This window comes from Leucobacter viscericola, from assembly GCF_011299575.1.
Classification (GTDB): domain Bacteria; phylum Actinomycetota; class Actinomycetes; order Actinomycetales; family Microbacteriaceae; genus Leucobacter; species Leucobacter viscericola.
In genome coordinates this window covers 837196-858281 of the sequence record NZ_CP049863.1, presented here as the reverse complement: position 1 = coordinate 858281, position 21086 = coordinate 837196, and the positions used below count along the sequence as shown (strand labels likewise).

Below are 21086 nucleotides of genomic sequence, written 5' to 3'. Positions count from 1 at the left end.
CCACTTTAAATTGGCCTTGTGTGCAAGATGCCAATCCGCTTACAGTGGCCTTATGATCGTGCAGCGAATCTCAGCCCGCAGGCTCACCGAGCTGCTCGGAAGCTGGCGTGGGGATGGCCACAGCTACCTAGAACTCAGCGAGTCAATCAGCATGCTGGTGCGCGACGGGCGCATTGTGCCCGGGGCGGCGCTTCCCGCCGAGCGGCCGCTGTCTGAAGCGCTCGGGGTGAGCCGCACGACCGTCAGCGCGAGTTATCAGCGCCTGCGCGAGACGGGGGTGGCCGCGTCTCGACAGGGTTCGGGAACCGTGGTGCGGACGCCGCGTCGCGAGAACTCCGAGCTGTGGTCTTCGGCTGCGAACACAGACATTGACTTCTCTGGGGCCTGCCCCGAGCCCTGGCGGGGCATTGAAGAGCTCAGCGCTCGTGCCCTCGCGGAGCACCCCGAGGTGTTTCGGCTCAGTGGCTATGACACCATCGGTTTGCCGATGCTGCGCGCCGCGATTGCGGATCGTTACACGTCTCGTGGACTACCCACCTCTCCCGAGCAGATCATGGTGACACTCGGGGCTCAGCACGCGATCTTTTTGATCGCGCGCACGCTGCTGCGTCGCGGTGACCGCAGCCTCATCGAGTCGCCGAGTTACCCCCACGCGCGTGAAGCTCTCGCCGCCGCGGGCGCACTAGTCGCCGAGCTCCCGGTCGATATTGGTGGCTACGACGCCGCGGCAATGCTCGACATTGCCGCCCGCACATCGCCGAGGTTGGCGTACCTGATCCCGGACCACCACAACCCAACCGGCCTGTCTATGCCACCCGAGCTGCGCGCCAAACTCATCGCGACACTGTCTGCTCAGGGCACCTACGTGATTGCCGACGAGACAACCGCAGAGCTCACGCTGCGCGAACCGCGAACGATCATTCCCTTTGCCGCCTCAGCAGAGCAGGCCCACCAGCAAGACAACGTCATCACGGTTGGTTCGCTCGGCAAAACCGTGTGGGGTGGATTGCGGGTGGGGTGGATCCGGGCGGCACCCGACCTGATCGGCCAGTTGGAGACCGCTCGACGCGTTGGAGATCTCGGCACAGGGACGTGGGAGCAGGTCGTTGCCACGCTGGCTATGGAACGGTATGACGAGATACTCGCGCTACGAACGCGGCAGCTCACGAGCCGACACCGTGTTTTGACCGAGCAGCTGGGGGCGCTGCTGCCGAGCTGGTCGCTCTCGCCGGCTGAGGGCGGGGCGTGTGTGTGGGTGGATCTTGGCGAGGCGGTCAGTTCGCGGCTGGGCAGGCACAGCGCGCGTCTTGGGTTGCGGCTGGTGCCCGGTCCACGTTTCGGGAGCCCCGGAACGTTTGAGCGCTACGTGCGGCTGCCGTTCACGGAACCCGAAGACAGGCTGCTTGAAGGCGTTGGTCTGTTGCACGAGGCGTGGCAGTGCATCGGGGAACCGGCCGGATCGCAGGTGCTCGAGGGATCGGTGATTTAGCGAACGGGCTCGTTACAGGGATCGGGCGCGAAGCATTGCGCGGTAAGGTATGAGGATCATGCTCGAACTTGATTTCAACTCACGCATCCGCGCACTTCGCGCCACCTACGCCGACATCGCCGCGGTGATGGATCTGCCGAAGCTTGATCGCGAGATCGCTGAGCTGGAGGAGCAGGCCGCGGCGCCAGACCTCTGGGACGATCCCGCAGCGGCGCAGCAGGTGACCAGTGGCCTGAGCCACCGCCAGGCGCGGGTGAAGCGACTGCGCAGCCTGGCCGACCGCCTCGATGACCTTGAGGTGCTGGTCGAGCTGGCCCTTGAGGCTGAGGACGAAGACTCTGCAGCCGAGGCGACCGCGGAGATTGCCGCGATCGAGGGGCTCGTGCAAGAGCTTGAAGTGCAGACGATGCTGTCGGGGGAGTACGACGAGTACCCCGCCGTCATGACGATCCGCGCGGGCGCGGGTGGTGTCGACGCCGCCGACTTCGCCGAGATGCTGCAGCGTATGTACCTGCGCTGGGGCGAACACCACGACTACAAGGTCACTGTCATGGAGACGAGCTACGCCGAAGAAGCGGGCATCAAATCGACCACGATCGAGTTCGACGCACCCTATGCGTTCGGTTCGCTCTCGGTCGAGGCGGGCACCCATCGCCTCGTGCGCATGAGCCCGTTCAACTCGGCGGGCAAGCGCCAGACCAGTTTCGCCGCGGTCGAGGTCATCCCGCTGATGCCCGAGGCTGAATCTGTCGATATTCCCGAGAGCGACATTCGCGTCGACGTCTATCGCTCGAGCGGCCCGGGCGGCCAGTCGGTGAACACCACCGACTCGGCGGTGCGGATCACTCACCTTCCGACGGGCACGGTCGTTTCGATGCAGAACGAAAAGAGCCAGATCCAAAACCGCGCTGCCGCCATGCGTGTGCTGCAGTCGCGCCTGCTCATTCTGCAGCGCGAGGCGGAGGCCGCCAAAAAGAAGGAACTCGCCGGCAACATTACGGCGAGCTGGGGCGATCAGATGCGCAGCTACGTGCTCGCGCCCTATCAAATGGTGAAGGATCTTCGCACCGAGTTTGAGGTCAACAACCCGCAGAACGTCTTTGACGGTGATCTTGACGGGTTTATCGCCGCTGGCATTCGCTGGCGCTCGCTCTCACAAAATCAGGATTAGCTGAGCTAGGCAAAAACGCCCGCGCGCCTGAGCAGACGATCCAGCGTTCGGGCGTATTGTCGAGGCGTCATGATTCTCTTTGAAAACGTCACCAAGAAGTACCGGGGCACCGCAAAACCCGCACTCGACGGCATCGATCTTAAGATCGACCGTGGTGAGTTCGTGTTTATTGTCGGGGCTTCCGGATCCGGCAAGTCGAGCTGCCTGCGCTTAATTTTGCGCGAGGATCAGCCCAGCGTTGGCAAGATCCACGTGCTGGGGCAAGACCTCAGCAAGATCTCTTCGCGTAAGGTCCCATACTTTCGCCGCAGCCTCGGCACGGTGTTCCAGGACTTCCGTCTGCTGACCAATAAGACGGTCTACGACAATGTCGCCTTCACTCTGCAGGTGATCGGCAAGTCGCGCGGCTTCATTCAGGAGGCCGTGCCCGACACGCTTGAGATGGTCGGGCTCGCGAATAAGGCGAAGCGCTTTCCGCACGAGCTCTCGGGTGGTGAGCAGCAGCGCGTGGCTATTGCGCGCGCGATCGTCAACAAGCCCGCGATCCTGCTTGCCGACGAGCCAACCGGTAACCTCGACCCCGCAACCAGCCTCGGCATTATGCAGCTGCTGCGCTCGATTAACGCGGCCGGCACGACCGTGGTGATGGCGACCCACGAGGCGACCTTCGTTGACATCATGCAGCAGCGTGTGGTTGAGCTCTCGCAGGGTGTCATCGTGCGCGACGAGCAGGGCGGCGGCTACGGCGAGACCGCGTCGATCCCGATTGCGGATCTGTCAGAAGCCGGTGCGCAGGTGCTGCGCACGAGCGAGGCCGTGGTGCGGGCTGCGCTGCAGCCCGACGGGACGCCGGTGGTGGCGGATCCTGCGCCCGTTGTATTGCCTGAGGCGACTCCGGAACCACCCGCAGCGCCCGAGGCGTCGGTATTTGAAGAGCCTCGCCCGTTTGAGGGTGAGGGTGATGACGACGAGGATCTCGATGTGACGCGGCGCGCTGGCGAAGAGCCCGCGATCCCGAGTTTCTTGCAGCAGGGGCAGCCGATGGATCCCGTGCAGATGTCGGAGACCGGCAATCTTGCACAGCACCTCGGGCTGGACCGAAAAGACGATGACGAGCAGACGGATGTGGGGCCCGTACGATGAGGGTTGGGCTAGTACTTGGCGAGGTCTGGAGTGGCCTGCGTCGAAACATGTCGGTGGTCATCTCAGTGATCCTGGTGACGTTTGTGTCGCTCACGTTTGTGGGCGCGGCGATCATCATGCAGCTGCAGGTGCAGCAGATGAAGACGTTCTGGTACGACCGCGCGCAGGTGGCGGTGTATCTCTGCACCAACTCTGAGCAGAGCCAGACGTGCTCTGGCAAGGACGCTGACAAGGAACAGATTGCCGCTGTCGAAGCTGCGCTGAAGTCTGACGAGCTCAAGCCTTTTATTGATGACTTCTTCTTCATGACGCACGATCAGGCGTACAAGGAGTTCACGAAGCAGTTCAAGGGCAACCCGATCGTGGACATCACGAAGCCCGAGCAGCTGAACCAGACGTTCTGGATCAAGCTCAAGGATCCTTCGAAGTCCGAGATTATTCAGGAGGCATTCTCAGGGATTCCGGGCGTGCAGAGCGTCGTGGATCAGCGAAGTTTGCTCGACCGCATCTTCCTGTTTTTGGGGGTCGCAAGCTACACGGCCATCGCGATTGCGGGTCTGATGCTCGTGGCGGCCATGCTGCTGATCTCGACGACGATTCGACTTTCGGCGTTCTCGCGGCGGCGTGAGATCGGGATCATGCGTCTCGTTGGTGCCTCAAACCGCTTCATTCAGACGCCGTTTATCTTGGAGGGTGTGATCGCCGCGCTTATCGGGGCGGTGCTTGCGGGCGGTGCCTCGGTGGCGATCGTGAAGTTCTTTGTGCAGGACTTCCTGGCAAAGGAAGTGCCGTTTACGAGTTACATCACGGTGGATCAGTCGCTGATAGTGCCGCCGATCCTGATCCTGGTGGGAGCGATCCTCTCGTCCATTGCGGCAAAGATCGCGATTACCAGGTACCTGCGGGTCTAGCACCTAAGTTCTGCACGCCAGCCGGTGCTGGTGGATCAGCCGGATGGAAACCGCGGTTTCTGTCCGGCTGACGTGTCTGTGCCGGTTGATGTGTCTGTGCCGGCTGATATGTTGGCGGTGGTTGAAATCAGATAGTCTGGGGCATTGCGCCCGCGCGAGTAGGAAAGGATGTGGGGATGGCCAAGGAAACTGGCGAGAAGCTGATTGCTTCGAACAAGAAGGCTCGGCACGAGTACCTCATCATCGACACCTACGAGGCGGGAATGGTGCTCACGGGCAGCGAGGTGAAATCGCTGCGCATGGGGCGTGCCTCGCTCGTCGACGGGTACGTGTTCATCGAGCGCGGTGAGGCCTGGCTTGATGCCGCCTACATTCCCGAGTACCTCAACGGATCGTGGACGAACCATGCTCCGCGTCGCAAGCGCAAGCTGCTGTTGCACCGGCACGAGATTGACAAGTTGTACCAGAAGACCCGCGAGGGTGGCATGACAATTGTGCCGCTGCGCATGTACTTCTTGGATGGCCGCGCAAAGGTTGAGATCGCACTCGCCCGCGGCAAAAAGGAATACGACAAGCGTCAGACGCTGCGCGAGCGCCAGGACCGTCGTGAGGCGGAGCGCGCCATTTCTGCGCGCAAGCACCTGGGGGAGTAGCGCGCAAAGTTTCGGGCGCGGTGTCGTGCTTTGGGCCTATGGCTGATGCTTGGGAGCTGATGGCTGCCGCCTGGTGTCGAGGTCGAGTTTCGGTGCCGAGCGTGCAGTCTGATGTCGAGGTTGCGTTTCGGTGCCGAGCGTGCGGTCTGGTGTCGAGGTTGCGTTTCGGTGCCGAGCGTGCGGTCTGGTGCCGAGATTGCGTTCCGGTGCCGAGACCGCGGTTCAGAACTGCAGGCTCGGCGCTGAAGTGCACTTTCGGCGAGGGCGTCAGCCTGGGATGGCGGAGCGCCTTCTTGGTGGGGCTTGGATCGGGGAGTCTGCGCCACTAAGACTTGGCTCGTGCCCACGTAAGTGACTAGTGCCCACATATGATGCGGGTGGTTTAGGTGGGTACTTGCTGTTTAGGTGGGCACTCGCCGGGGGAGGGTGCGGGGCCAGACCGCGTGCGATTATTGCTGGGGATTAGCGCTCAGACGGACGAGTGAATCCGCCCAGCTCCGTCAGCGATTGCCGAGTGTCGAGGCCCGCGCGATGAGCTCGGGCTGGAACACGATCTGTTCACGCTCGGAGGCTCCCGCGGTCTCGCGCAGCAGCAGCTCAACGGCGGTTGCCCCGATCTCGGATGACGGCTGCCGCACCGACGTGATTGGCACAACCGCGGCACTGGCAAAATCGATGTCGTCGTAGCCGACAAGCGCGATGTCTTCGGGCACGCGGAGCGATCCTGACATGACCAGCGCCTGAATGACGCCCATCGCGAGCAGATCGTTGGCGGCGAAGATTGCGTCGGGTCGCTTCGCGGGTGGCAGAGCCGAGATCTGCTCAGCGATGCGCCGCCCCTCGAGCACGGTGAGTGCCTCGGTCGGGTAGATGGTGAGGGCTGCATCGGCGTATCGCGCAACAACCGACTGGGCGCCCTCGAGGCGCTGGCCGACCTGCTCGATATCGACCGGCCCGCCGATAAACGCGATGCGTCGACGACCGATGTCGATGAGGTGCTGCGCCGCGGCGCTGCCGCCCTTGACGTCGTCGACCGACACGGAAGAGAACGAGTGGTCTGAGCTGCCGCGGTCAACAAGCACCACCTGGGTGCCCGCCTCGCGCAGTCGCCACAGGCGGCTGAGGTCGGTGCGCACGGGGGAGATGAGCACACCCGCTACGCGCTGCTCCTCGAAAAGATCGAGCAGTGTTGATTCGCGGTCGCTCGACTCGTCGCTGCCGCCGAGCAGCACGGTGTAGCCCTCGGTTAGCGCGCGGTTTTGGGCCCCGTGCGCGAGGTCGGTGAAAAACGGGTTGCGGGTGTCGAGCACAACGAGCCCAATAGTGTGACTGCGCCCAGCGCGAAGCTGGCGGGCGGCATCGTTGCGCACAAAACCGAGGTGCTCGATGGCGAGGGTGACCCGCTCGACGGTGGCGGGAGAAACGATGTCGGGGCGATTCAACACATTGGAGACGGTTCCGACCGATACCCCTGCTTCGCGGGCAACATCTCGCACACTCACGCTCATGGCGGTCGCCTCCTTGCAGTCGTGGGTTCGCTTACAGTTATGTATCTTACCGGCACTCTTTGAAACGCTTCAATAACGGTTAGCGTATGTCGAAGGCAATCACTTGACAAGCAAACCGGTCAAATAATAGTCTTGCCCCAGTCGAAAATGAATCGTTTCATTTTCCTCAATGGAGAGGACGCACATGAATCTGGCACCCAGTCAGACGGAACACCCGGGCGAAGCACTACTTTCGCTGCGAGGGGCCGTTAAGACATTTGGGCCGGTGGTTGCGCTCGCTGACGGCACGATCGAGCTGCACGCAGGTGAGATTCACGCCCTCGTTGGCGAAAACGGCGCGGGCAAGTCCACGCTTGTGAAGGTCATGGCGGGGCTCTACACACCCGATGCTGGTGACTTCCGCATCGAAGGTGAACCGCAGAGCTTCCGAACGGTCGGCGATAGCAAAAACGCGGGGATCTCGGTTATCTACCAAGAGCCAACGCTCTTCCCCGATCTCACCGTCGCAGAAAACATCTTTATCGGCCGCCAGCCCAAGGGTGCGCTCGGTCTCATTAGCCGCGCCACGATGCGCGCAAAGGCCGAGGAGCTGTTCGCACAGTTAGGGGTGCCCATCGATCCTGATCGCGTTGCTGAGGGGCTTTCGATCGCGGATCAGCAGATCATCGAGATCGCCAAGGCCATCTCCATCGACGCGCGTGTGCTCATCATGGACGAACCAACTGCCGCACTGAGCGGTGTTGAGGTCGAGCGGCTCTTTACGGTGGCCCGCGCGCTGCGCGACCGCGGTGCCGCCATCATGTTCATCTCCCACCGCTTCGAAGAGGTGTTTGCGCTCACCGACCGCATCACCGTCATGCGCGACGGTCGGTACATCTCGACCGTTATGACACGCGACGCGACCATCGAGGGCATCGTGAAAGAAATGGTCGGTCGCGACATCGACCAGCTGTTCCCGAAGGAAGACGCGCCCATCGGCGACGTTGTGCTCAAGGTTGAGAACCTCACCAGCGCGGGTGTCTTCAGTAACGTGAGTTTTGAGGTGCGAGCGGGCGAGATCCTCGGCCTTTCCGGTCTCGTTGGCGCCGGTCGTTCCGAGGTCGCCAGGGCGGTCTTTGGTGTCGACGGCTACGATTCCGGTTCCGTTCAGATGCTGGGGGAGAAGCTGCCCAAGCGCAAAGTGCAGCACGCAATCACCGCCGGCATCGGCTTTGTGCCCGAGGATCGCCGCAAGCAGGGGCTGGTCATGGATCTCTCCGTGGGGCGCAACGCAACGCTCGCGCTTCGCAAGCGCCTGGCTCGGTTTGGGTTGATCAGCGGATCGCGCGAGCGTGCGGTTGCCCAGGAATGGACCCAGCGCTTGCAGGTGAAGACGGGGTCTATCGACTACGCGGCCTCGACGCTCTCGGGCGGTAACCAGCAGAAAGTGGTGCTGGCCAAGTGGCTCTCCATGCACCCGCGCCTGCTGATCGTCGACGAACCAACACGCGGCATCGACGTCGGCACGAAGTCTGAGGTGCACCGCCTGCTCTCCGACCTCGCGAACGAGGGCATCGCCATCATCATGATCTCGAGCGAACTTCCCGAGGTGCTCGGCATGGCCGATCGAGTCGTTGTGATGTGTGAGGGCCAAGTCACCGCCACCATCGACCGTGCTGATGCCACCCCCGAAAACGTCATGTACGCCGCCACCCACAACCTTGCCCAGGCAACGCAGGGAGCCCCCGAATGAGTACCGCACAAGTCACGCCGGTGAAGGCGCCGGCAAAACCGAACTCCCGCGTGGGATCAATCCTGCGCGCCAGAGAGCTCCCCGTTACCATCGCGCTGATCGCGCTGATCGGTCTCACGTACGCAGCGAACCCGCTGTTCCTGTCACCGCAGGGCACAAAGGATCTGCTGCTCAACGCGACCATCATGATCATTTTGGCGGCGGGCCAAACCCTGCTGATCATCACGCGAAACATCGACCTGTCGGTCGGGTCAATGCTAGGGCTCGTCGCCTACGGCACCGGCACGCTGTTTGTGATGGCCGAGGGGATCCCGATCTGGATCGTGTTTGTGATTGGGATCCTGTTTGGGGCGCTACTGGGACTCGTCAATGGCCTGCTGGTCACGGTCGCGAAGGTCCCCGCGCTGGTCATCACGCTGGGTACCCTCTACGTGTTCCGCGGCATCAACAACTGGTGGGCGGGCGGCACGCAGTACTTTGCCGATGATCGTCCCGATGAGTTCGGCAATCTTGCCGTAGACAGCTTCCTGGGTTTTCCGATCATCACACTGATTGCGATCCTTGTTGTTGCGGTCATCGCCGTGATTCTCATTGGCACCCGACCGGGGCGCGATCTCTACGCGATCGGATCGGATCCCGACGCTGCGATCCTGTTTGGCATCAAGGTACAGAAGCGTGTGCTTGTGGCCTTTCTCGCCAACGGAGCGCTCGCGGGCCTCGCGGGTGTGCTGTACGCGGCTCGCTTCAACTCGGTCGGTGCGACCACTGGAACCGGCATGGAACTGAACGTGGTCGCCGCGGCGGTGGTCGGTGGTGTTGCGATCTTCGGTGGCAGCGGATCCGTGATCGGAGCTGGTCTCGGTGCGTTGCTCCTGACGACAATCACGGGGGCGCTCACGGCGCTGCGGGTCGACAAGTTCTGGCAGCAGGCGATCGTCGGCATTCTGATTCTCGCTGCGATCCTGATCGATCGACTCGCATCGCTCCGCACCGCACGAAAACTTAAAGTCAGCAACTCGGTCGAGGGTGCCAAGCAGGAGGAAACAAAATGACGAGCACCGAGACCTCGGCATCGCTGACGATCGCGAGCACCTCAAAAACGCTGAGCGGTGAGCCAAAGGGGCGCACCGGCATCGCACGCTGGCTGTTGAGCCGCGACGCGATCATGATCGGCATTCTGCTTGCAACGATCCTGCTGTTTTCGCTCACGATCCCGCGCTTCGCTTCGCCGGTCACGGTTGGGTTTCTGCTGCTCGACGTGATCCCGGTTCTGCTCATCGCGATGCCGATGACGCTGATCATCATCACCGGTGAGATTGACCTGTCAGTGGCCTCGATCGCGGGTCTCACAAGCGCCTCACTCGGTGTCATGTGGGCCGCAGGATTCGACATGGGCACGGCGATCGCGATTTCGATTGGAATCGGGATCGTGGCTGGCGCTTTCAACGGCTTCCTCGTGAGTGTGGTGGGACTGCCGTCACTCGCGGTCACGATCGGCACGCTCGCACTGTTCCGTGGGCTCGCGCTCGTGGTGATCGGTGACAACGCCGTGGCGAACTTTCCGCCCGAGTTCACCGCCTTCTTCACGTCGAAGATTGGATCGACCGGCATCCCAACCGTCATGATCGGGGTGCTGCTGATCGTGGTGATCTTCGGCATGCTGCTGCACTTCACACCGTTCGGTCGCGGCCTGTACGCGATGGGCTACTCAAAGGAAGCGGCTCGCTTCGTGGGTATCGACATCGTGAAGTCGAAGTTTTGGCTCTACGTTGCGAGCGGTGGTGTCTCGGCACTCGCTGGCATCTACTGGACACTTCGCTATTCGAGCGCTCGCTCTGATAACGCCTCGGGCCTCGAACTCACTGTCGTTGCCGCGGTGCTGCTCGGCGGCGTCTCGATCTTCGGCGGTAAGGGATCGATCCCCGGTGTCTTCGCGGGTGTGCTGCTGATCGGTACGATCAACTACGCGCTGCGCCTCGGTCGAGTCTCTGACGTGGTGCTCATCATAGTCACCGGCACACTGCTGATCGTCTCGGTCATCACCCCCAGCATCGGGGCGGCGTTTAAGCGCTGGGCGCACGATCGCCGAATACGAAAAGAACTTCCGGAGCCCTCCGGTTCAGGAACACCCGGCGTCTGACGCCAACTTGAAAGGAACGCAGAATGAAACTCTCAATGACGCGGCGGGGTCGAAGTGGACTCGCGCTCACAGCATCAATGATTGCCGTCGCAGCGATCGCCCTGACCGGGTGTTCATCGTCCGGCTCCGGAGACAAGGCTGACTCCGGCAGCGGCGATGGAGGCGGCAAAAGCGATCAGACCATCACCTTCATCCCGAAGCAGCTGAACAACCCGTACACCGATGTAGTGCTTGGCGGCGGCGAAAAGGGAGCAAAAGCAGCTGGCTTCAAGTCAAGCCAGGTCGTCGGACCGCTCGACGCGAGCGCTTCGAGCCAGGTCTCGTTCATCAACGCAGAGACGCAGGCCGGAACCAACGTGATCGTGATCGCTGCAAACGATCCCGATGCCGTCTGCCCGTCGCTGAAGGAAGCCCGTGATGGCGGCGCAAAGATTGTCGCCTTCGACTCCGACACCAACAAGGACTGCCGCGACATCTTCGTCAGCCAGGTCGTTGCAAAGGATGTCGCGCTGATTCAGCTCAAGCTGATCTCGGAGCAGATCGGTGGCGAGGGTGACATCGCGATCCTCTCGGCAACCGCAAATGCTACGAACCAGAACGAGTGGATCAAGTACATGGAGGAGGAGCTGAAGTCGAACCCTGACTACTCCAAGATCAAGCTCGTCACGAAGGTGTACGGCGACGATGACGACACCAAGTCGTTCCAGGAGGCCCAGGGCCTGATGCAGGCATACCCGAACCTGAAGGGCATCATCTCGCCGACCACGGTTGGCATCGCTGCCACGGCTCGGTACCTCTCGACCTCTGAGTACAAGGGCAAGGTTGCACTTACCGGTCTTGGACTGCCGAACGAGATGCGTCCGTTCGTGAAGGACGGCACCGTCACCGAGTTTGCGCTCTGGGATCCGGCTCAGCTGGGTTACGTTGCAGCTTTCGCGGGTATGGCCCTCGACGATGGCTCGATCACCGGCAAGGAAGGCGACACGTTCAAGGCCGGGGATCTTGGCGAGCGCAAGGTTGGCGCCGACGGTCTTGTGATCGTGGGACCGCCGACGGTCTTCAACAAAGACAACATCGACGACTACGACTTCTAGATCGCAGCTCGTTTGACGTGCGGGGCCGGACCTCCGGTCCCGCACACCCCAAGCACTTCTTTTACCCAGGAACGGTTTCACCATGCACTCCGCACCCGATCGCAACATCTCCGAGTTGCTTCCCATGAAGACCCGCCGCAAGCCCCGTATTGGGCTGGTGGCCGGTGGCCTCGGTACCTACTGGCCGCAGTTTCCGGCGCTGTTGCCGCAGCTGCAGGAATCATCGCGGTACGTATCGGATCGTTTCGCCGAGATGGACGCCGAGGTGACCGATGTCGGTTTCATCTCGGACGCGCAGGAGGGGGCGGCCGCAGCAGAGGAGCTGCGCCGTGCTGACTGTGACCTCATCGTGCTGTTCCTCACGACCTATCTGACCGCTTCGATGGTGCTTCCGATTGCGCAGCGATCTGGGGCGCCGGTGCTGGTCATCGACCTGCAGCCCACCGAAAAGATGGATCACGCGAGCTTCACGACGGGGGAGTGGCTCGCCTACTGCGGCCAGTGCCCGGTGCCGGAAGTTGGCAACGTGTTTCGCCGGGCGGGGATCCCGTTCCGCTCGGTGTCCGGCTGGCTGCGGCAAGAGAGCGCGTGGCATCGCATCGAACAGTGGATCGCGGCGGCGCACGTGCGGGCCGCGCTTCGTCACGCTAGGCACGGCCTCATGGGACACCTGTACCCGGGCATGCTCGACGTCTCGACCGACCTCACGCTGCTGCCCGCAACCTTCGGCTCGCACGTGGAGGTGCTCGAGTTTGACGATCTGCGGGTGCGCATCGACGCGGTTTCGGAAGCAGAAACGGCCGAGAGGATCGGTCTCGCCCGAGAACTCTTCACCGTTGATGACTCCGTGAAAGAAGAGGACTTCGCCTGGGGTGCCCGGGTGTCGGTCGCGCTCGACCGCCTCATCGACGACTTCGACCTCGACTCGCTCGCGTACTACCACCGCGGGCTCGACGGCGAACTGCACGAGCGCATCGGGGCGGGCATGATTCTCGGCGCCTCGCTGCTGACCGCACGCGGCATCCCGGCAACCGGCGAGTTCGAGCTGCGCACCACCGTCGCCCAGCTCGCATCACAGGTGATCGGCGCGGGCGGCTCGTTCTGCGAGATTCAGGCCCTGAACTTTGAAGACAACGTTGTTGAGATGGGGCACGACGGACCGGCGCACCTCGCGGTGTCGGCCCGCGATCCGCTGCTGCGCGGCCTCGGTGTTTACCACGGTAAGCGCGGCTGGGGTGTCTCGGTCGAGTTCGACGTGCAGCAGGGGCCGGTGACCCTGCTCGGCCTCGGGCAAGACGCTGACGGCACGCTTTCCTTTGTTGTATCGGAGGGCACCGCGGTGCCGGGGCCACTCCTGCAGATTGGCAACACCACAACCCGCGTCGACTTCGCCCGGGATCCGGGCGAGTGGGTTGACGCGTGGTCGGCGACCGGCGTGGGCCACCACTGGAGCCTCTCGACGGGAAGCCGGGCAGAAACCTATCGTGCCGCAGCATCGCTGCTCGGCATCGACTACCGGGAGGTGTGACCGTGCGACGCTACTGCTTCCAGCTCCGGCTGCGGCCTGAGCGCATGGCCGAGTATCGCGAGCGCCACGCAGCCGTGTGGCCCGAGATGCTGCAGGCACTCGCCGATACCGGATGGCAGAACTACTCGCTTTTTGTGAGCGAAGACGGTCTGCTGATCGGCTACCTCGAAGCAGAGAAGCCGCTCAACGAATTACAAGCCGCGATGGCCGCCACCGATGTGAACGCGAAGTGGCAGGCCGAGATGGCGCCATTCTTCGCCGATCTTGATGGCGCACCAGACGACGGATTTCTTGAACTGACCGAGGTGTTCCACCTCGAAGACCAGCTGACTCAGCGCGACAACGCTAGAAAGTGACCATCATGAGCAACACACTGACTCCCGACATGCTCGCCGTGCTTGAGCGGCAAGCGATCGAGGTTCCCTCGTGGGCCTACGGCAACTCGGGCACACGCTTCAAAGTGTTCTCGACCCCGGGCACACCACGCGATCCCTACGAGAAAATCGCGGATGCCGCGCAGGTGAACCGGGTGACCGGGCTCGCGCCCATTGTTGCGCTGCACATTCCGTGGGATCGTGTGGACGACTACGCCGCGCTTGGTCGCTTCGCGGCAGACCAGGGAGTGTCTCTCGGCACGATCAACTCCAACACCTTTCAAGACGACGACTACAAGTTTGGGGCGTTGACCCACGAGGACGCCGCGATCCGCCGCAAGGCGATCGACCATCACCTCGCCTGCATCGACGTGATGGACGAGACGGGATCGCGCGACCTCAAGATCTGGCTTGCCGAGGGATCGAATTACCCGGGCCAGGCCGACATGCGGGGCCGACAGGATCGTCTCCATGAATCGCTGCAGCAGATCTACGCGAGACTGTCGGGCGAGCAGCGCCTCGTGCTCGAGTACAAGTTCTTCGAGCCCGCTTTTTACCACACCGACGTGCCCGACTGGGGTACCTCGTACGTGCAGGTGGCGGCGCTGGGGAGCGCGCGATGGTGTGCCTCGACACCGGCCACCATGCCCCGGGCACAAACATCGAGTTCATCGTGATGCAGCTGCTGCGTCTCGGCAAGCTCGGCTCTTTCGACTTCAACTCGCGCTTCTACGCAGACGACGACCTGATCGTGGGTGCCGCCGATCCCTTCCAGCTGTTCCGCATTCTGTTCGAGGTGCTGCGCGGAGGTGGGCTTGATGTCGACAGCCCGGTCGCCTTTATGCTCGACCAGTGCCACAACATCGAAGATAAGATTCCGGGCCAGATCCGCTCCGTGCTCAACGTGCAAGAGATGACCGCGCGGGCGTTGCTTGTGGATCGCGAGGCGCTTGCCGTGGCACAGCAGTCTGGCGATGTGCTCGGCGCTAGCGGCCTCTTCATGGACGCGTTCTACACCGACGTGCGGCCGGCTCTCGCCGAGTGGCGCGAGTCGCGGGGGCTGCCCGCGGATCCGATGGCCGCCTACGCCGCCTCCGGCTATTTCGAGAAGATCTCTGCCGAGCGCGTCGGCGGCACACAGGCAAGCTGGGGGGCCTAGGCCGTCTGCTGCGGTGCGGGGGCTTACGGCGACGGTAGCCCCCGCATGGCTATGTCTGCGTACGTGACGCTTCAATGTTGAATCGTTTCAAGTAAAGGGAGTCTGCAAAGATGGAGAAAACCACGCGGGACCGATGGCGAGCAAAGCGCGCCGCGGCAGTATTACTATCGATCGCCCTCGTTTCGACGGGCAATTTTGCTGCGACGGCTGCGGCCTCGGCGGCGCCCCCAGCGACAATGAGCGCTGTTGGACTGCAAGCCAATGCTCGAACAAAGCCGCTCGGCATTGCGGTTGAGGCGCCAACGCTCAGTTGGAAGTCGGAGGCCGAGGGGCGCGGAGTCGTGCAGAGCGCCTACGAGGTGCGTGTCGGCACGAGCTCGGGCAGTGACGACATGTGGAGTACCGGCAAGGTCATGTCGGACGATCAGCTCAATGTTGTGTACGGTGGCTCCGCGCTGCAGAGTCAGACGCGGTACTACTGGCAGGTTCGGCTCTGGGACGGAAACGACCAGCAGGGCGAATGGTCGAAGACCAGCTGGTTTGAGACGGGCCTCAAGACGAGCGACTGGAAAGCCGATTGGATCGGCAAATCGGGCAGTGGTGAGGTCGATAAGTGGGCCGATTACACCGCCGATATTGACTTTGATATTGACCGGCTCGCGATAGGAACGTTCTTCCGCGCCGCAAGCACAAGCAACGCCTACATGTGGCAGATCTCTACCGCAGACGGCAGCGGGATCCCCAAGTTTCGCCCGCACAAGCGTGTCAACAACACCTACACGCTGCTCGATAACAAACCCATCCCCGGCATCACCTCGGACGAGCTGCTTACTGGCACGCACCGGCTCTCGGTGACCGTCGACGGCAACACCATCACAACGAAGCTCGATAACACCAAGATCGACGAGCGCACCGATGCCTCGTTTGCGAAGGGGTTCATCGGGTTTCGCCAGGACTACGCGAACAATATTGACGAATCCGCCGATATCAAGGCTGTTAAGGTGACCGCGAAAAACGGCGACGTGCTGCTAGACACTGACTTTTCGAACGGCAACCCTTTCAACGGGGGCACCATCACCCCCGCGGGTCTGCGCGTCGGCAATCGAAGTGACGTGTTGTTCGTGAGCAAAGACGCGAACAAACCCCTCATGCGCACAGAATTCAACACCGAGTCGGGCAAGACGGTCGCTTCTGCGCGCGCCTATGCCTCTGCACACGGGGTGTACGAACTGCAGCTCAACGGCTCCCCAGTTGGCGATCAAAAACTCGCACCGGGGTCAACCGACTACACAAAACGAATCCAGTACCAGACGTACGACGTCACCGACCAGATTAAGGACGGCGCGAATGCGTTTGGTGCCGAACTCGGTGCGGGCTGGTGGGCCGGTAAAAACGGCATGTGGGGCCCCGGCACCTTCGGCCAAGACGTCGGCCTAATCGCCCAGCTGCGCATCGATTACACCGACGGCAGTCACCAGACCGTCAAGACCGACGACTCCTGGAAGAGCCACTTTGGTCCTTACGCCGCAGCCGACAATATTGACGGCGAACACTACGATGCCAACGCCGAGCAGAACGGCTGGGATCGCTCGGGCTACGACGACGGTGCCTGGAGCCCCGTCGTCATTGGCGCTTCTGATACCGCAAAGCTCGTGGCTCAGCCTGACGAGCCCGTGCGCGTGACCCAGGAGCTTCCCGTGCAGAAACGCACTGACTCACCTGGAGTCGAGAACGGCTACATCTACGACCTTGGGCAGAACATGGTCGGCGTCGCTCGCATGAAGATTCAGGGCAAGGCTGGCGACACCGTCAAGATCCGCTACGCAGAAGAGCTGTACTCAGACGGTCGCTTCTACGTTGGCAACCTGCGCGCCGCGAAGGTGACTGACTACTACACGTTTAAGAGCGATGGTGTCGTCGAGTACACACCAAAGTTCACGCAGCACGGGTTCCGCTACATTGAGATTTCTGGTGCTGTGTCTGCTCCCGCCGCTGAAGACGTGACGGGTGTGGTGTGGGGATCGGACCTCGCAAGTACAGGATCACTCGACACCTCTGACGCCATGCTGAATCAGCTCGCAAGCAACATCTCGTGGGGCCAGCGGGGTAACTTCCTGTCGATCCCGACCGATACTCCCGCACGTGACGAGCGCCTCGGCTGGACGGGTGACATCAACGTGTTCGCTCCCACCGCGAGCTACCTGCGAGACACCAGGGCATTCCTGCAAAAGTGGATGGGGGATCTGACGGATTCCGCGCGACCGAACGGCGACCTGCCGGGCATCGCACCATCTGTTCCCGGGGTCGATCTCGGCACCGGTGTCGGCTGGTCTGACTCGGGCATCACGGTGCCCTACGCGGTGTGGCACGCGCAGGGCAGCGACACGATCATCAAGCAGAACTACGAGCTGATGAAGAAGTACCTTGAGCTGGTGAAGAGTGGCGCCGGTGACGACCTCATCGACACTGAACGCGGTAACTGGAACGACTGGCTCAATCTCGACGACAATACCGGCACGGCAGTGCTGAGCACCGCCTACTACGCCGAAGACGCACGCATGCTCTCCGAGATGGCTGCGGCCATTGGTGAAGACGCAGACGCGGCAGCCTACGCGCAGCTTTCCAAAGATGTGCGTGCGGCGTTCACGGCGCAGCTCATCGCCCCTGACGGCACCGTGCAGGGAGGCAGCCAGACCGCGTATGCGATGGCGCTCGGCATGGATCTGGTGACAGATCCCGAGCTCCGGGTAAAGGTCGGTCAAAAATACATCGAGAAGCTTGCAAAGAGCGACAACCACCTGACGACCGGGTTCCTTGGCACGCCGTGGTTGCTTCCCGCGCTGAGCAGCATTGGGCGCAACGACATCGCCTACACCGTGCTGTCGAAGAAGGACTACCCTTCCTGGGGCTACGAGATCGAGAACGGTGCCACCACCATGTGGGAGCGCTGGAACTCGATTAAGCCCGACGGCAGTTTTGGTGACGAGGGAATGAACTCCTTCAACCACTACGCCTACGGCGCGGTTGGTGATTGGATGTATCGCAACATCGGCGGCATCTCGCCGATTGAGCCCGGGTATCACAGCTTTAAAGTGGCGCCCTCTCTCGGTGGCGGTCTGACCCACGGGTCCGGCAAGTACGAGTCGGTCTACGGCACGATCGCGTCGGACTGGAAGCTCGACGGCGGCAACCTGGCGCTCGACGTGACTGTGCCCGTAAACACCACGGCTCAGGTTGTGGTGCCGGCGCAGCATCAGATCGCTGTTGTTGAGGGTGGCAAAGCACTGTCTGAGGTTGACGGTGTGAGTGGCATCAAAGCTGCGGACGGATCTGTAACGTTCACCATCGGGTCTGGTAAGTACAAATTCGTGGTGGATCCTGATCTCGCGACCTTTGGGGGCGTGCTTGACGCGCTGAAGAACGTCGAGGATCGGGCCGGCGAGCTGGCCCAAAAGGGTGACCTGTCTGCGGCAGACCGTGGCCACATCGCCGACGAGATCGGTGCGGCCAAGGATGCGGTGCAAGAGGCGCTAGAAGCCGTGAGGAGCGACAACTGCGAAGCAGCACAGGCTGGTCTGGCGAAGGGCGCGAAGCGGGTAACAGAGCTGCGAAGCTGGCTCGATGAGTCGAGTGTCGATGGGCCGGTAAAGCGGGACTTGAAGACCCGACTAGACGCGGCAGAGTCACAATTCGGCAGCGCGATGGCGAGTGTGCTCAAGCTGAAGGTTGTATTGCCACCAGCGACAACGGCGGCTCGACCCGGTGCTTCAGTTGACGGCGCGCTCGAGATTGTGCACAACGGTTCGGTTGAACTTACTAACCTGCAGGCCACCGTGAGTGTGGTCGGTTGGAAGGCCGATCCGGTGAAACTCAAATTCGATAAGCTCGCCGGTGGTGACCAGGCACAGCTGCCGTTTACGACGAGTGTGCCGCAGCACCAGAATCCGGCAAACTATCCGGCGCGAGTGAAATTCAGTTTCACGACGCCAGAGGGCACCTTTACGCTCAACAACGAAACCGCTTGGGTTCAGGTTGACTCCGCTGTGCAGATTGGTGATGTGACCGCGTCGGCGAACCTCGATGACGGGCAGGCCACCGCGGCCGTCACCATTGTCAACGACGGAACCTCGAGCGTGTCCGGTCAGGTTGTGCTGACCCCTACAGGTGGCCCGGTCGCGGCGCCAGCCTCCGAGCGAATCACGATTCCCGCGGCAGAATCTCGGGTGGTTGAGGTTCCTATGCTCGCGGGGCTCGAGGGCATCTCGGGTGATGCGCCGCTCTCGGTCTCCTTTGTGGATCGAGGGGTGAGCCTCGCGAAGAAAGATGCAGCGCTCACAATCGGCATGGCGGCACCCGGCGCGATGGATCTGCCGGGGCAACTCGATCACGTCGATTTTGGGAACACCGTGTCTGAAACGGCGCACGCCGTGCAGGCGGCCGCCGCGAGTGGCACCGCTCCCAATGAGGCTGGTCTGACCCGCCGCTACGCAAACACCAACAACCCGGGATCGTGGTTCTCTGCGGAATACACCGTTGAGGCCGGAAAGCCCTTCCTGCTGCGAACCCTCGAAACGTATGACGGGGCTCACACCAAGAAGTACAACATCTGGGTCGACGGGGTGCTCGTGCGAAAGGTCGAGATCCCGCGTAGCGAGGGCGGCCAGGGCACAAAGGCGCATCAGGTGCTGATCGACGACCCGAGTGTGCTCCAGAACACCGGAAAAGTGCGGATCAAGTTCGAGTACCCAAGTGACGCGAGTGGGTTCTGGGATCCTTCGATTGCCGACAGCTGGGTTCTGCCGGTGCAAGCCGACACAACACCCCCGCTTGTCGCTGCGACAGTCGACAGTGCTGTGCCGGGTGATAACGGATGGTTCCGCGGAGATTCGAGTGTCACGCTGAGCGCGACCGACGACCGTGCCGGAACTCCCGCTGTTCAGTTTGGTGGGGCGCAGGGCTGGGAAGACTACACGGCTCCCATTCCGGTCACTGGTGAGGGGCAGCATGAGCTGTCTTACCGCGCGAACGACGTAGCGGGTAATTCGTCGGGTGAACAGAAGGTGCAGGTCTGGATCGACAGCACTGCGCCCGTAAGCTCCGTGAAAACAATTCGCGGATCGGAAGCGGCGAATCTCAACATCGCGAGCGTCTCGTTCAGTGCAACTGACGAGCTGAGTGGGGTTGCAGCTGTGCGCTATCGCGTTGACGGCGGACAGTGGCAGCTCGCTGGCGCTGATGCCGTTCCGGTTGTCGGATACGGCTCGCACCTCGTGGAGTACTTTGCCGCGGATGTGGCGGGAAACACCGAGGCCCTGCGCAGCACTGAAATCGAGCTCACGGCACCCAGCCAGAAATTTACGGTGTCATTTGACAGCGCTGGCGGTTCTGCCGTCGCTTCGGTGCCGAACGTTGCTTCGGGATCGAAGGTGTCTCGGCCAAGCGATCCGAAGCGTAAGGGATACGTGTTCGCCGGCTGGTTTGTCGGCAGCAAGGCCTACGATTTCTCGGCCCCGGTTACCGCCAATCTCAAACTCACTGCGAAGTGGGAGAAAGATAACTCTGGCACGACCCCTCGTGACAAGCCCGTCTTCAAAGATGTGCCCAAGCAGCAGCAGTTTTACACTGAGATCGACTGGATGCATCAGATGAAGTACACAACCGGATTCAAGCGGTCGGACGGCCTTTACTACGAGCCAAAGCAGGAGCTCACTCGTGAGGCGATGGCAGCGTTTATGTACCGGCTGAAGGGTTCACCTGCGGTCAAGCTGCCAGCCGCGTCACCGTTTGCCGATGTGAAACCGAGCGATAAGTTCTATCGTGAGATCGTGTGGATGTACCAGCAGAAGCTCGCAAAGGGCACCAAGCAGGCGACCGGCAAACCGCTGTACGGTCCGAAGCAGGCGCTCACTCGCGAGGCTATGGCTGCGTTCATGTACCGCTTTGAGGGGTCGCCGAAGTTCACGGCTCCAAAGCAGTCGCCGTTTGCCGACATGAAGCCCGGATCGGACTTCTATACCGAGATTTCGTGGATGCAAGCGAGCAAACTCACGACCGGCTTTAAGCAGGGCTCGGTTCGGAACTACGAACCGAAGCGCGCGCTGAGTCGTGAGGCGATGGCTGCGTTTATCTACCGATTGGAGACGCAGTACCGCAAGTAGCGTTGCGGTGCTCTCCCCGCGGGTGC

13 protein-coding genes and 1 pseudogene are annotated in these 21086 nt (G+C 62.0%); 13 read left to right on the top strand and 1 reads right to left on the bottom strand.

Annotated elements, in window-relative coordinates; all coding sequences use genetic code 11:
- The first annotated feature begins 52 nt into the window (after positions 1 to 52).
- The 5 genes from yczR (at position 53) to smpB (ending at position 5367) form a co-directional block, all read left to right on the top strand.
- Positions 53 to 1489 carry a MocR-like transcription factor YczR gene (yczR, locus tag G7068_RS04090; RefSeq protein ID WP_166289296.1) on the top strand — a complete coding sequence of 479 codons (1437 nt, stop codon included), beginning with the start codon at positions 53 to 55 and terminating at the stop codon, positions 1487 to 1489.
- 58 nt (positions 1490 to 1547) lie between these two features.
- Positions 1548 to 2660 carry a peptide chain release factor 2 gene (prfB, locus tag G7068_RS04085; RefSeq protein WP_166289293.1) on the top strand — a complete coding sequence of 371 codons (1113 nt, stop codon included), beginning with the start codon at positions 1548 to 1550 and terminating at the stop codon, positions 2658 to 2660.
- A 69-nt stretch (positions 2661 to 2729) separates the two neighbouring features.
- Positions 2730 to 3803, top strand: coding sequence for a cell division ATP-binding protein FtsE (gene ftsE / locus G7068_RS04080; RefSeq protein WP_166289290.1), 1074 nt, complete (start codon positions 2730 to 2732; stop codon positions 3801 to 3803).
- Complete coding sequence (ftsX, locus tag G7068_RS04075; protein ID WP_166289287.1) at positions 3800 to 4714, top strand: permease-like cell division protein FtsX; 915 nt, start codon at positions 3800 to 3802, stop codon at positions 4712 to 4714. Before ftsE ends, ftsX begins: the two co-directional genes overlap by 4 nt.
- Before the next feature lie 176 nt (positions 4715 to 4890).
- Positions 4891 to 5367: an SsrA-binding protein SmpB gene (smpB, locus tag G7068_RS04070; protein WP_166289284.1), complete on the top strand. Its 477-nt coding sequence runs from the start codon at positions 4891 to 4893 to the stop codon at positions 5365 to 5367.
- Positions 5368 to 5867: 500 nt separating this feature from the next.
- Here smpB and G7068_RS04065 read toward each other — a convergent pair whose 3' ends face one another.
- Entirely contained in the window at positions 5868 to 6875 is a 1008-nt protein-coding gene (locus tag G7068_RS04065; protein WP_166289281.1) for a LacI family DNA-binding transcriptional regulator, read from the bottom strand.
- 184 nt (positions 6876 to 7059) lie between these two features.
- Here G7068_RS04065 and G7068_RS04060 point away from each other — a divergent pair, with 184 nt between their 5' ends.
- From G7068_RS04060 to G7068_RS04025, 8 genes and pseudogenes are all read left to right on the top strand, one after another.
- Positions 7060 to 8607: a sugar ABC transporter ATP-binding protein gene (locus G7068_RS04060; protein ID WP_244304663.1), complete on the top strand. Its 1548-nt coding sequence runs from the start codon at positions 7060 to 7062 to the stop codon at positions 8605 to 8607.
- Positions 8604 to 9659, top strand: coding sequence for an ABC transporter permease (locus G7068_RS04055; protein WP_166289275.1), 1056 nt, complete (start codon positions 8604 to 8606; stop codon positions 9657 to 9659). Before G7068_RS04060 ends, G7068_RS04055 begins: the two co-directional genes overlap by 4 nt.
- Entirely contained in the window at positions 9656 to 10747 is a 1092-nt protein-coding gene (locus G7068_RS04050; RefSeq protein WP_166289272.1) for an ABC transporter permease, read from the top strand. Before G7068_RS04055 ends, G7068_RS04050 begins: the two co-directional genes overlap by 4 nt.
- A 23-nt stretch (positions 10748 to 10770) precedes the next feature.
- Positions 10771 to 11841: a rhamnose ABC transporter substrate-binding protein gene (gene rhaS, locus G7068_RS04045; protein ID WP_205881341.1), complete on the top strand. Its 1071-nt coding sequence runs from the start codon at positions 10771 to 10773 to the stop codon at positions 11839 to 11841.
- Positions 11842 to 11923: 82 nt separating this feature from the next.
- Positions 11924 to 13369 carry an L-fucose/L-arabinose isomerase family protein gene (locus G7068_RS04040; RefSeq protein WP_166289269.1) on the top strand — a complete coding sequence of 482 codons (1446 nt, stop codon included), beginning with the start codon at positions 11924 to 11926 and terminating at the stop codon, positions 13367 to 13369.
- Positions 13370 to 13371: 2 nt separating this feature from the next.
- A complete protein-coding gene (locus tag G7068_RS04035) occupies positions 13372 to 13725 on the top strand; it encodes an L-rhamnose mutarotase (RefSeq protein WP_166289266.1) in 354 nt (117 codons plus the stop codon).
- Positions 13726 to 13730: 5 nt separating this feature from the next.
- A pseudogene (rhaI, locus tag G7068_RS04030) lies at positions 13731 to 14902 on the top strand (L-rhamnose isomerase).
- A 110-nt stretch (positions 14903 to 15012) separates the two neighbouring features.
- Positions 15013 to 21060, top strand: coding sequence for a family 78 glycoside hydrolase catalytic domain (locus tag G7068_RS04025; protein WP_166289263.1), 6048 nt, complete (start codon positions 15013 to 15015; stop codon positions 21058 to 21060).
- Positions 21061 to 21086: the final 26 nt, after the last annotated feature.

What these genes read in the sequence shown, in the direction of transcription:
- G7068_RS04050 (WP_166289272.1), top strand. Translation starts at nt 9,656, where the DNA reads ATGACGAGCACCGAGACCTCGGCATCGCTGACGATCGCGAGCACCTCA.
- smpB (WP_166289284.1), top strand. Translation starts at nt 4,891, where the DNA reads ATGGCCAAGGAAACTGGCGAGAAGCTGATTGCTTCGAACAAGAAGGCT.
- ftsX (WP_166289287.1), top strand. Translation starts at nt 3,800, where the DNA reads ATGAGGGTTGGGCTAGTACTTGGCGAGGTCTGGAGTGGCCTGCGTCGA.
- G7068_RS04065 (WP_166289281.1), bottom strand. Translation starts at nt 6,875, where the DNA reads ATGAGCGTGAGTGTGCGAGATGTTGCCCGCGAAGCAGGGGTATCGGTC.
- G7068_RS04055 (WP_166289275.1), top strand. Translation starts at nt 8,604, where the DNA reads ATGAGTACCGCACAAGTCACGCCGGTGAAGGCGCCGGCAAAACCGAAC.
- G7068_RS04025 (WP_166289263.1), top strand. Translation starts at nt 15,013, where the DNA reads ATGGAGAAAACCACGCGGGACCGATGGCGAGCAAAGCGCGCCGCGGCA.
- yczR (WP_166289296.1), top strand. Translation starts at nt 53, where the DNA reads ATGATCGTGCAGCGAATCTCAGCCCGCAGGCTCACCGAGCTGCTCGGA.
- G7068_RS04060 (WP_244304663.1), top strand. Translation starts at nt 7,060, where the DNA reads ATGAATCTGGCACCCAGTCAGACGGAACACCCGGGCGAAGCACTACTT.
- G7068_RS04040 (WP_166289269.1), top strand. Translation starts at nt 11,924, where the DNA reads ATGCACTCCGCACCCGATCGCAACATCTCCGAGTTGCTTCCCATGAAG.
- ftsE (WP_166289290.1), top strand. Translation starts at nt 2,730, where the DNA reads ATGATTCTCTTTGAAAACGTCACCAAGAAGTACCGGGGCACCGCAAAA.
- rhaS (WP_205881341.1), top strand. Translation starts at nt 10,771, where the DNA reads ATGAAACTCTCAATGACGCGGCGGGGTCGAAGTGGACTCGCGCTCACA.
- prfB (WP_166289293.1), top strand. Translation starts at nt 1,548, where the DNA reads ATGCTCGAACTTGATTTCAACTCACGCATCCGCGCACTTCGCGCCACC.